Genomic DNA, 11,666 nt, shown 5'->3' on the forward strand with positions numbered 1-11,666 from the left:
AAGTTGCGAACCTGCTCCCATAAGTTGCGAACCTGCTCCCATAAGTTGCGAACCTGCTCCCATAAGTTGCGAACCTGCTCCCATAAGTTGCGAACCTGCTCCCATAAGTTGCGAACCTACTCCCACAAGTTGCGAACCTACTCCCACAAGTTGCGAACCTGCTCCCATAAGTTGCGAACCTGCTTCTTAGTCATTTGACCTTAGCGCAGGTTTATGCAGCTTTAGCTTATTATCATGCTAACCGCGACCAAATTGACGCTGACATTGCAGCAGAAGAGGCAGCGTCATCTTGTCCGCCCCGGACGGGTGAGACACCCATCCCACAAGAGTTTTTCTAATGCACTATTTAAGGCTAGATACGCCACTACTAATTAAGACTCCATTTCTGCCAATTCTAACCACCGTTCAGTCGCCACATCGATCGCGTGCTTGAGCTTTTCTACATGATCATACAATTTCTGCACTTGGCTATAATTACCCGGTGAGACATTCGCTAGTGTTTTCTCGGTTTCTTCTTTCTCAGCCTCTAACTCGGCAATTTTACCTTCTAGCTGCTCAAATTCTTTTTTCTCCCAATTGGATAATCTCCGCCGCTTGGTATTCTCTCCATCCTTGGCTGAAGCCGCACCATTTTGGGTTTCAACATTTTTTGGCTTCTCCTTAGCGTTCGCAGCTTGTTGCTGCGCCTCTTCAGCCTTCTTATAGTCCAGATAAATCGAGTAATTACCTGGATATTGTCGCAGATTACCGCCTTCTTCAAAGGAAAATACTGTGTCAATGGTGCGATCTAAAAAGTAGCGATCGTGAGAAACTACAATTACACACCCGGCAAAGTCTTCTAAATAATCCTCTAATACTGCCAAGGTCTGAACATCTAAATCATTTGTCGGTTCATCTAAAATTAAGACATTGGGCGCACCCATCAAAACCCGCAACAGAAATAAACGGCGTTTTTCCCCACCCGAAAGTTTACTAATTGGGGCATACTGCTGATTACCAGGAAACAAAAACCGCTCTAACATTTGCGAAGCACTAATTTGAGTTCCATCGGTAATTTTTACAAATTCTCCTTCTTCTTTGATATAGTCAATCACGCGCTGACTTTCGTTTAATGCTGTGAGCAATTCTTCCGAATGCTGGTCAAAATAACCGATGTGAACTGTAGTACCAATTTCTGCAATGCCGGAATCTGGCTTAACCCGTCCAGTAATGATATCCATTAAAGTCGATTTACCTGCACCATTAGCGCCAATAATGCCGATGCGATCTTCTGGACTAAATTCGTAAGTGAAATTATTAATCAGAGTGCGTCCATTGTATGCCTTAGAAACGTTATCTAATTCAATAACTTTTTTCCCAATGCGACGACCAACTGTCGAAATATCAACTTTACCCTGAACTTGTTTAAATTCAGTATCCCGCAGAGCGTGAGCGCGGTCAATTCTCGCTTTTTGCTTGGTACTTCTGGCTTTCGGCCCTTTTTTGAGCCATTCCAACTCGCGCCGCAACAAGCCTTGGTGTTTACGTTGACTGCTGACGGCAGATTCTTCAGCTAAAGCTTTCTTTTCGAGGTAATATGAGTAGTTACCTGTATAGGTGTAAATGTCGCCTCGGTCGATTTCAATAATCCGGTTGGTAACGCGATCTAGAAAGTAGCGATCGTGAGTGATCAAAAACAATGCGCCGCGATAGCGATTTAAATAACTTTGTAACCATTCCACAGAAAGAGCATCAAGATGGTTTGTTGGCTCATCCATGAGCAAAGCATCTGGTTCTGATAGCAAAGCTGATGCTAAAGCAATGCGCTTGCGATAACCTCCAGATAAAGTACTTATCTTGGCATCAAAATCAGAAATTCCTAATTTTGTCAGGATGATTTTGGCATTTGTTTCTAATTCCCAAGCACCACTCGTATCCATCCGTTGCATCACCGCAGAAAGGCGAGACATCAGTTGACTATCATCTGGATAGTGAACCAATTTATCAGAAAGTTCTTCATACTCGCGTACTAAAGCCATGTGTTCGCCACTATCAGCGAAAACTTGCTCTAAAACTGTGTGATTTTCATCTAAATCTGGCTGCTGCGGTAAGTAGATGATTTTAGAACCGGAGTTAATTAAAATTTGACCGCTATCAATGGATTCTAACCCAGCGATCATTTTTAATAGAGTTGATTTACCTGAACCGTTAGTACCAATTAATCCAACTTTATCGGTAGCATCAAGGCTAAAACTCGCATCTTTTAAAATTTCCTTGATACCAAAGTCTTTTGTTACTGATTGTAGTGTAATAATACTCATAAGATTGAAGTCATTAATTATTTTTCGTTAGTGAGTAGGTAAGGCAAATACCTTACCTACATTGCGTCATTCTATACAAATAAGTCCAAGGGAAGATGTCCATACATTTCGTTGATTCCATCTTCGTCATAAGACTGGCAAGATACTAATACACCACGATGATGTCCATCATAGGAATCAAGATAACACAAGCCGTTTTTGCCATTTAATTTGATATAAACTGGGCCTTCGGGTGTAAGTAAATTGTTTGGCGGTTCATAACCCAAAGCCAGAGAATAGGTTTTCATCGCCAATATTCCTTCTTCTGCTGTATCAGCACAAATTCCTAATATTTGGTAATCAGTAAGCTTGGTGAGCAAAATTAAGGCATTACGAATTACTACTTTTTCTGATGAGTTGAGGATAGGAGCAATGTCTAGACAGTTGAATTTGTTCAGTAATTTTTTCGCTTCTTCGGCGGTGAGATTCTGAGGATTGGGGGTTGACATAAACTTCGACTATTATCTGGTTGGTTTTTCTGTGGTGTTTGAGTTGGGACTAGTACCGCAAGGCGGAAGTTTGACCCTGAGCGACTTGCCTTGACTTGTGCCGAGCAAAGCCGAGGTAGCGCAGTCGAAAGGAGTCGAAGGGTCAAAAGTCACTCATGCTTTAATTTCGGGCTTTTTAGGTGTAATGAAATAGGAAGTTTCTTTACACCAGCCTTTACTAGCCCAACTTATACCATTTTGGATTTTAGGTTTTGAATTGGGAATAGTCCAATGTATTGTTGAATTTGTCTGAAGTCAGAGCAAACTCCATAATTTTAGACCTTGTTATCTCATGCCCACTTCCCTTTTACGGTTGATTTTGGACATTCCCAAGGTTGAATATAAAGGGTACGCCATTTTTTGAGTCATTACCCATAACCAAGACTTTGGGCATCTGAGCGCCGCCAGTCTTCCAAGCTTCAATGGCTTCTTTTTGCAGAACTAACTGTCCTCCTTGGGCTTTGAGTGTCTCTGCTAAGAGTCTTTGAGCTTCTGCCCTACCTTTGGCACGATTAATGTCTGCTTGTGCTTCTTGTTCAGCTTCTCGTGCTACGTAAACGGCTCTTTGCGCCCGTTGTTCAGCAATTTGCTTTTCTTCAACTGCTCTGGCAAATTCTGGTGAGAATGCTAAATCAACTACACTAGTATCTAATACAATTATCCCATATTTGTCTAAGCGATCGCCTAACGCATTATCGAAGTCTTCTTTTAACTCACTTCGTTTGGTAATCGCTTCTTCGACTGTTCTTCTAGCTGCGGCAATTTTAAATGCTTCTTGTGTCTGAGGGGCAATGATTTTTGATACAATATTAGCTAATGTTCCTTGTTTTCTTCTAACTTCAACTACCTTTATCGGATCGAGGCGAAAGTTAATTGCAAATCTCGCAGATAAGTTTTGCAAATCTTTGGTAGAACTCTCTGCTGGCACTTCAAATTTTTGCACCGTTAAATCATACACATCTATCACAGTGATAAAAGGCGGTTTTAAATGAATACCTTCCAATAAAGCCCCATCTCTGGCTTTACCCAAGATGCTGATTACTCCTGCTTGTCCTGGGTTAATAATGATAAAGGAATTTAGCCCAATAATCACTAGTATTGCTAACACAATTCCCAAAACTGTGGTTTGCCAATTACCAAATTGCTGATTTTTCAAATTATTCTCTCCAATATTTAGTTAGTCATTGGTCATTTGTTATTTGTTTTGTTATTTGTTATTCTCCCCCATCTCCTCGGTCACTGAGCGACTTGCCTTGAGCGAAGTCGAAAGGAGCCGTTCGCGCAGCGTCTCGCAGAGAAGTGCTGCTCCCGATCTCCTCGGTCACTGAGCGACTTGCCTTGAGCGAAGTCGAAAGGAGCCGAAGTGCTGCTCCCCAGTCCTTGAATAAACTCAGTTACTAGTTTCTCACTAGTCTGCCTGAATCAATCTTCAGACTCAGGACTTAGGACTCAAAACTTTGTTCCGTGGTAATATCAGTGACACGAAACCGCAAAAAGCCGTGGCTACTGCATTAAAATCTCATCGGGCATCAAGAAGGCGTAAACATTCAACGCATCCTCTCCAGCGTTTGCTTGAGTATGGACACCAGTATCGTAAACAAATTTGGCTGGCGACTACTTATTCTACCCTCAATAAATTTTTCGACTTGGCACCACCCGGCTTAATTGGCGTGGCGGTGGATGTGGTAGTTAAGCAACAGGATTCCATAATTGCACAGTTAGGGGTGCGGGATGTCTTTCAACAATTTTTGATTATTTCCTTCCTGACTGTGGTCATTTGGATACTTGAATCGGTTTTTGAATATGCCTACGCTCGACTTTGGCGAAATTTGGCTCAGAATATTCAGCATGACTTGCGTTTGGATGCATACAAACATTTGCAAGAGTTGGAATTGGCTTATTTTGAAGAACGCAGCACTGGCGGTTTAATGTCTATCCTCAGTGATGATATTAACCAATTAGAGCGGTTTTTGGATGGGGGAGCAAATGATATCATCCAAGTTTCTGCAACTGTTCTAATTATTGGCGCTGCTTTCTTTATTCTGGCTCCTAGTGTAGCGTGGATGGCTTTGTCTCCGATGCCATTCATTCTCTGGGGTTCTTTTGCTTACCAACGTCTGCTTGCACCTCGCTATGCTGATGTCCGGGAAAAGGTAGGTTTTCTCAATTCGCGGTTGTCAAACAATATCAGCGGAATTACTACTATTAAAAGCTTCACATCTGAAGCTTATGAAGCCTATCGTTTGGAATTAGATAGTGATGCTTATCGCCACAGTAATAAGAAGGCAATTACTCTTTCTGCTGCTTTTGTGCCGTTAATTCGGATGCTAATTTTGGTGGGTTTTACAGCATTACTTTTATATGGCGGAATGGCAGCGGTTTCTGGAGCAATGTCTGTAGGTACTTACAGCGTATTGGTGTTTTTAATTCAGCGATTGCTGTGGCCTTTAACTAGATTAGGGGAAACTTTTGACCAATATCAAAGGGCAATGGCTTCTACTAATCGAGTCATGAATTTATTGGATACTCCTATCGCTATTCATACAGGTGATGTGGCGTTACCTGTGAATGAAGTGCGCGGGGAAGTGCAATTTAACAATGTTTATTTTGCCTATAAAGATAGATTTCCAGTGATTAAAAATCTGTCTTTGGATATTCCGGCGGGGAAAACCATTGCAATTGTCGGTTCTACCGGTTCTGGTAAAAGCACTTTAGTCAAACTCTTGTTACGGTTGTATGAGGTGCAAGCTGGAAACATTACCGTGGATGGGATTGACTTGCAAACTTTGAATTTAAAAGATTTACGGCGCTGCATCGGTTTGGTGAGCCAAGATGTGTTTCTATTTCATGGCACTGTAGCGGAGAATATTGCCTATGGTAGCTTTGAGACTACAGAGCAAGAAATCATCACGGCGGCGAAGATAGCCGAGGCGCACGAATTTATTGTTGAATTGCCCCAAGGTTATGAGACAATTGTCGGGGAAAGAGGACAAAAGTTATCTGGTGGACAAAGACAACGGATTGCGATCGCCCGTGCAGTCTTAAAGAATCCCCCAATTCTGATTTTAGACGAAGCTACCTCGGCAGTGGATAATGAAACAGAAGCGGCAATCCAGCGATCGCTAGAACGGATTACAGTAGATAGAACTACAATTGCGATCGCTCATCGTCTTTCCACTATCCGCAATGCTGATTGCATTTATGTCATGGAACATGGGAAATTAGTAGAATCGGGAACCCATGAACAATTGCTAGAGAAAGACGGGATTTATTCCGGCCTCTGGCGTGTACAGTCAGGTTTGAGATAAGTTTCGCCTATTGTCTGTGTCTTCATTACGAATGATTTATGTTTTTTGGTAATAGTCAACCAGAATCAGGTGATACTAAGTGGCGTCGCCAGTTGGATAAGTTTGTCAAAGCAAATCAGCAGGAATTGGCGGCGCTGTTTTGGGGATTGTGGTTAGCAAATGGTGACAGTCAGGGTACTGTTGGTATTGATTTGCAGCCAACACCGCATTTTGTTTATTGTCCGAAAGAACAGATAGAGAATTTAAATATTAGAGTTGAGAATCGGCTTCAGGAAATTTTGGGAATTGTTGAGAATTACAAGCCGGATGTGGAAGTTGTGATGATTGGGATTGGGAAGGGGGAAATTAAGTTAATTCAGTTTGCACCGGAACCAGCACCACCGATTTGTTTTGAGCAAGCTGGTAAGGATGTGGATGGGTTATTGGATGTGCTGGAGGAGAGAATGAGGGAGGAGATTGTTTTTTAACGCAAAGGGACGCGGAGGGAAGCGCAGAGGAACGCGGAGAAAAGACTCTATTTATACCGCTTGCAGTGTTGATCTGCCAAGAAACGTTATATTTAAGTAAATAATTTATATCAGAAAACGTAATGGCTAGCGTCACCATCACCACCAAAGGAGAAGTAATTATTCCTAAAGAAATTCGGGATTATCTTAATCTTGATACAGGTAGTAAGGTTGATTTTGTCATTGATGAAAATGGGACAGTTAAACTAATTCCACTCAATGTTCCTGTTCAAACCTTGTCCGGCATTTTACATCGTCCGGCGATGAAAAGTGCAACTTTAGAAGAAATGGAAGCAGCAATCCAAGAAGGCGCAAGTGATTGGAGTTGATACGAATATTTTAGTGCGCTACCTCACAAAAGATGATGAAAAGCAGTGGAAACAAGCTGCTGAAATCATCGAAGCAGGAGAGCAATGTTTTGTAGCAAATATAGTTCTTTGTGAGTTGGTTTGGGTTTTACGGGGAAAGCCATATCAATTTAGTAAGGAAGAAATTAGCAACACTATAGAGTTAATGTTGCAATGTTCAGTGTTTGAGTTAGAAAATCGCTCTTTAGTTTATCAAGCATTACAGCGATTTAAGCAGGGGAAGGCAGATTTATCCGACTATTTAATTGGCGCAATCGCTCAACATAATGGTTGTAGTTCAACAGTAACTTTTGACAGAAAGTTAAGAAGCGAACAGGGATTTAATTTACTTGAATAATGCTTATTTTGTAATCGGCGAGCGATCGCAATTATCTCTCAACTATCAAAGGCGATCGCTTCTCGGTTTACAATCTAAATAAGAGCGATGTCTTTGACGGGCTACGCCTACGCCCTGATAACACCATAATTCCACCTCAAAACAAGAATATTCTCGTTTGGAACAAGAACGTTCTCACTTCAAACAAAAACGTTCTCATTTGGAACAAGAACATTCTCACTTGGAACAAGAATATTCTCGTTTGAAACAGGAACGTTCTCATTTGGAACAGGAATGTTCTCGTATCAAACAGGAACGTTCTCACTTGGAACAGAAACGTTCTTGTCTGAAACATGAAACTTCGAGTTCAGAACAGGAAACTTTGAGATAAAAGCTTGATTGATGAGGTTGGGAACTTGAATTTTGCTATTGTGATTAAATAAAATCGCGCAAATCTGCTAAACTTTGACGCACAGCACCAGTATTAGGATGATTTGCGCCTAACCGACGCTCAAAAATATCTAATGCTTGTATGTACAAAAGTTCCGCTTCGCTGTATCTACCTTGCGAGTTGTAGAGTAACGCCAGGTTGTTGAGGCTAGAGGCGACAGATAGATGTTCTTCACCCAGCAGTTGACGCTTGAGTGCTAAAGCTTGGATATAAAGGAGTTCAGCTTCGCTGTATCTGCCTTGGGAGTCGTAGAGTGCCGCTAGGTTGTTGAAGCTTTGTGCGACATCAGGATGTTCTTCACCCAGCAGCTTGCGCCTGAGTGCCAAAGCTTGAATGTAAAGGGGTTCAGCTTCGCTGTATACCCCATAGTAGGGTGGGATTAAAATGCCCACCCTACTTATTTAAACTAACGCTGGTGTATTTGCACGATTAACTTGAGGTGTTGCAACCATCCTCATTCCAGCTGGTGCAGCTAAAGTTAACCCACGGCGCACAGGACGCACGGGACGTTTATTCACTAGCGAAACTTGAAATTCTGACAAAACAGTTGCCAAGACAATTTTCATTTCATACTGGGCAAATGCCATTCCAATACAGCGACGATTACCGCCACCAAAGGGTAAATATTCATAAGGTGAATATTGTCTTTCTAAAAAGCGTTCTGGTTTGAACTGCTTGGATTGTGGGTAAACTTCTTCCCGATGATGCGCTAAATAAATGCTGGGGATTATTACCGTTCCCTCTCGCAGTTCGTAGCCCATAATTGTAATTGGGGTTTTCACAATCCGGGGGAAAGCAGTCATGACAATTGGGTAAAGTCGCAATGTCTCTTGGCAAACTGCTGTCAAATAGGGTAATTTACCTACACTACTCAAATCGTGGTTAACTCCAATGGTGTTGAGTTCCTGTAACAACTTCTCACGCACCTCTGGTAAACGATCAATCCAGTAAAAAGCCCATGTCAATGCTGAAGCGGTGGTTTCATGTCCCGCAACTAGCAGTGTCATTAACTCGTCGTGTAATTCTTCATCTGACATCCCTTGACCATCGTCGTAACGAGCTGCCATCATCAAACTTAGGATATCTTGGCGATTTTGATCGGGTTCAGCCCGACGTTCTCGAAGCAAAGCATAAATCAGTCCATCAATTTTTTGCCGTTGTTGCAGAACCCAACCCCACGGACTCCATGCACCGAAATCTTTTTGCATGAACTGGAAAAAGAAGGCGCTGGACATTACAGGCGAAGTGATGAAGTCTAATAAGTCACTTAGCGATCGCCTCAGTTCCTCAAACAGTTCTCCATCATTCAAACCAAATACAACCCGCAGAATAACACGCAAGGTAATTTCTTGCATCGACTCACGGATTTTAAAAGGTTTACCAATTTGCCATTCATGAGTCACCTGTCGGGTTATTTCCCGAATTTCCTCCCCGTAAGCGCGCATTCTTTCGCCATGAAAGGGAGGAGCTAATAATTGCCGTTGCCTCTGGTGGCGATCGCCATCTGATAACATGAAGGAGCGATCGCCAAGTAAAAATTTTAGCCCTATGTTCCCCCTGCCAACCTCAAAATGCCTAGAATCAGCAGTAAAAATCTGCTCAAGTGCTTGGGGTTGACTAAAATATACTAGATGGTTATCCGAGCGATTACTCCTGATCGTGAAAGTGTCACCGTAGGTTTGGGCAAAATCATCCACATATTTCACTGGCTGACTAATAAACTTGATCATCCTCAGCCAGCGTGGCATTTGAGGCCCATCAGGCAAATTGTAATTAGTTGTCATAGAATTTGTGGAGTTAATGGCTTCTGAATTTTATTGTTACGACTTTTCATGTTACTTAGGGTTACAGAAAGCGGTATATTCATGATTGAGGACTACAGACTGGGGACTAAGAAGACAAGCTGGACAAGAAAGAGAATAATAACTCCTAACTCCTAACTCCTAACCCAGCACGGGCTAAACGCCCCGCTACCGCTAACAAAAGGCAGCATCGGAAGTAAGCAGTGCCAAAAATCATCGCTATTCTCAACGGTAAAGGAGGAGTCGGTAAAACGACTACCGCAGTCAATCTGGCTGCAAACTTTGCGAAGAAAAAAAAGGTGCTGCTGATTGACGCAGATATTCAAGGTTCTGCCAGTTGGTGGTTTGGGCGCAGTCAGCAGGGAATGGGATTTGATTTATCTCAAGAAACCGATCCCGCACTTTTAAGTGATTTAGGAAAAATAACAGGTTACGATTTAGTAGTGGTGGATACACCTCCCGCCCTGCGCTCTGAAGCATTAGTGGCGGTAGTTGCGATCGCAGATTATCTAGTTTTGCCGACACCCCCATCTGCAATGGATTTAGCAATCCTCGTGGAAACAGTCAAGGAAGCCGTCATCCCCTTGGGAACCCCCCATCGGGTATTGCTCACCAAAGTCGATACGCGCAGTCTGGGGGAAGCACAAGAAGCAAAAAACACTCTGACTCGCTTAGGTATTCCTACTTGTAATACCTTCATCCGTGCCTATAAAGCTCATGAACGAGCAGCACTTGAAGGTGTAGCGATTACTCAATGGCGAGGAGGAAACGCACGGGAGGCGGAATTAGACTACCGCCGTGCAGCTGATGAATTACAGCGTGATTGGAGAAAATAATAATGGCTAGGAAACAAAGTCTCTCTGACTTACTACAAGAAGAGGCGCAAAAATTTACACCCCCAGAAGGTGAATCTGCGATCGAAGTTACAGCAGAAAAAGTTGTCGAAGAACAAGCTGCATCTGATGAGGAATCGTTAGGACAACCACTTGAACCAGCTTCTACTAAGCGTACAAGTCCTACTAAGGCTGATCTAGAAGCAACTGTCAAAGAGTTGACAAGTAATTTAGAAACAAGCCACAAAAAAGAAGCGTCTCTTGGACAAGAAATTACTGATTTGCAATCAAAATTATCTAAACAAAAAACCTTTGTATCAGAACAAAAATCATTACTAGAACAACTAACCAAAGAACTTGACGAAACCAAAAAAGCAGCACTGCAACTTGCAGAGGCCAATTCCCAGCTGATAGAAGAAATTAACGTTTTCAAAAAAGAAGCAGAACAAAAAGCAGTACAAAAAGTAGAAGAGAAATCTAAACTTGTTGTCAAAGAAACTAGCGCGATAAAACCAGTAAAAGACCACTACAATCCGCTTAACTACAAAAAATCACATCGGTCATCGGAAACACTCGCTCAAAATCAACCTCAAAATCAACCAAATGAGTATCCCGATAGTTCTAATGAGATGTGGTTACTTGACTAGAGTTAGTTCATCAGTCAGTTAAAGGTTAATGGTACAAATCAAAATCTATGGCACTGCTTCATTTATCCGTCATTTTCGCAGTGCCATTTCTGACACAATTCATTCTTGTGTTGTTGAAGCTTTAGCATATCCTCAAGACAAACGTACCCATCGGTTCTTCCCTCTCGAACCCGATGATTTCATCTACCCTTTAGGACGTTCAGAGAAATACATCATCATTGAGATTAGTATGTTTGAGGGACGCACTATTGAAACGAAAAAGAAATTAATTAGGTTGTTGTTTTCTGGCTTATCTGAACAAGTTGCAATTGCACCTATAGATATAGAAATCACGATTACAGAAACCCCGAAACACAACTGGGGTATCCGGGGAACAACAGGAGATGAATTAAACTTAAATTACCAAGTGCAAGTGTAAATCTTTTGAGCTTGTAAGGTATGCATTGTAATGCCCACCCTAATCTGATTTACTCAGATAAGATTATCATGTCTACCTACTAAGTAATAAACCCGCATTTCTCACAAGCTCAAGGCGTTTGATGGAGCAGAGGAGAAGTAATGAGTAATGAGTAATGAGTAATGAGTAATGAGTAATGAGTAATGAGTAA

At 42.0% G+C, this 11,666-nt stretch carries 13 protein-coding genes and 1 pseudogene; 9 read left to right on the top strand and 5 right to left on the bottom strand.

Features of this window, described 5'->3' with window-relative positions; translation table 11 throughout:
• The first annotated feature begins 194 nt into the window (after positions 1 to 194).
• Positions 195 to 338 (top strand): hypothetical protein, encoded by a 144-nt coding sequence (locus tag RMX69_RS29025; RefSeq protein ID WP_322639498.1) that lies wholly within the window; start codon positions 195 to 197, stop codon positions 336 to 338.
• 33 nt (positions 339 to 371) lie between these two features.
• On the opposite strand, the gene RMX69_RS29030 is transcribed toward RMX69_RS29025, so the two are convergent.
• The 3 genes from RMX69_RS29030 to RMX69_RS29040 all read right to left on the bottom strand — a co-directional run bounded on the left by RMX69_RS29030 (position 372) and on the right by RMX69_RS29040 (position 3,983).
• Positions 372 to 2,300 (bottom strand): ABC-F family ATP-binding cassette domain-containing protein, encoded by a 1,929-nt coding sequence (locus RMX69_RS29030; RefSeq protein WP_322639499.1) that lies wholly within the window; start codon positions 2,298 to 2,300, stop codon positions 372 to 374.
• Positions 2,301 to 2,371: 71 nt separating this feature from the next.
• Positions 2,372 to 2,788 carry a DUF1824 family protein gene (locus RMX69_RS29035; protein ID WP_292774499.1) on the bottom strand — a complete coding sequence of 139 codons (417 nt, stop codon included), beginning with the start codon at positions 2,786 to 2,788 and terminating at the stop codon, positions 2,372 to 2,374.
• 346 nt (positions 2,789 to 3,134) lie between these two features.
• Positions 3,135 to 3,983, bottom strand: a complete 849-nt coding sequence (locus RMX69_RS29040) for a prohibitin family protein (RefSeq protein ID WP_289795914.1) — start codon at positions 3,981 to 3,983, stop codon at positions 3,135 to 3,137.
• 343 nt (positions 3,984 to 4,326) lie between these two features.
• Here RMX69_RS29040 and RMX69_RS29045 point away from each other — a divergent pair, with 343 nt between their 5' ends.
• From RMX69_RS29045 to RMX69_RS29065, 5 genes are all read left to right on the top strand, one after another.
• Positions 4,327 to 6,135, top strand: a complete 1,809-nt coding sequence (locus RMX69_RS29045) for an ABC transporter ATP-binding protein (protein ID WP_322639500.1) — start codon at positions 4,327 to 4,329, stop codon at positions 6,133 to 6,135.
• 38 nt (positions 6,136 to 6,173) lie between these two features.
• Positions 6,174 to 6,602 (top strand): hypothetical protein, encoded by a 429-nt coding sequence (locus RMX69_RS29050; protein WP_322639501.1) that lies wholly within the window; start codon positions 6,174 to 6,176, stop codon positions 6,600 to 6,602.
• Between the two features lie 122 nt (positions 6,603 to 6,724).
• Positions 6,725 to 6,970, top strand: a complete 246-nt coding sequence (locus RMX69_RS29055) for an AbrB/MazE/SpoVT family DNA-binding domain-containing protein (protein WP_322639502.1) — start codon at positions 6,725 to 6,727, stop codon at positions 6,968 to 6,970.
• A complete protein-coding gene (locus RMX69_RS29060; protein WP_322639503.1) occupies positions 6,957 to 7,346 on the top strand; it encodes a type II toxin-antitoxin system VapC family toxin in 390 nt (129 codons plus the stop codon). The genes RMX69_RS29055 and RMX69_RS29060 overlap by 14 nt, the downstream gene beginning before the upstream one ends.
• Before the next feature lie 157 nt (positions 7,347 to 7,503).
• Positions 7,504 to 7,716 carry a hypothetical protein gene (locus RMX69_RS29065; RefSeq protein WP_322639504.1) on the top strand — a complete coding sequence of 71 codons (213 nt, stop codon included), beginning with the start codon at positions 7,504 to 7,506 and terminating at the stop codon, positions 7,714 to 7,716.
• A gap of 44 nt (positions 7,717 to 7,760) precedes the next feature.
• Here the strand turns inward: RMX69_RS29065 and RMX69_RS29070 are convergent.
• Positions 7,761 to 8,141: pseudogene (locus RMX69_RS29070) on the bottom strand (tetratricopeptide repeat protein); the annotation flags it as partial.
• Positions 8,142 to 8,177: 36 nt separating this feature from the next.
• Positions 8,178 to 9,560, bottom strand: a complete 1,383-nt coding sequence (locus RMX69_RS29075) for a cytochrome P450 (RefSeq protein WP_322639505.1) — start codon at positions 9,558 to 9,560, stop codon at positions 8,178 to 8,180.
• Between the two features lie 221 nt (positions 9,561 to 9,781).
• Between RMX69_RS29075 and RMX69_RS29080 the strand changes: the two genes are divergently transcribed.
• From RMX69_RS29080 to RMX69_RS29090, 3 genes are read left to right on the top strand one after another with little or no spacing between them, the layout of a single operon-like run.
• Positions 9,782 to 10,414, top strand: coding sequence for a ParA family protein (locus RMX69_RS29080; protein WP_181930437.1), 633 nt, complete (start codon positions 9,782 to 9,784; stop codon positions 10,412 to 10,414).
• A gap of 2 nt (positions 10,415 to 10,416) precedes the next feature.
• A complete protein-coding gene (locus RMX69_RS29085) occupies positions 10,417 to 11,058 on the top strand; it encodes a hypothetical protein (RefSeq protein WP_322639506.1) in 642 nt (213 codons plus the stop codon).
• 28 nt (positions 11,059 to 11,086) lie between these two features.
• Entirely contained in the window at positions 11,087 to 11,476 is a 390-nt protein-coding gene (locus tag RMX69_RS29090; protein WP_322639507.1) for a tautomerase family protein, read from the top strand.
• The last annotated feature ends 190 nt before the right edge of the window (positions 11,477 to 11,666 follow it).

Origin of the sequence: Nostoc sp. EspVER01, from assembly GCF_034530635.1 — a bacterium.
Taxonomy (GTDB): domain Bacteria; phylum Cyanobacteriota; class Cyanobacteriia; order Cyanobacteriales; family Nostocaceae; genus Nostoc.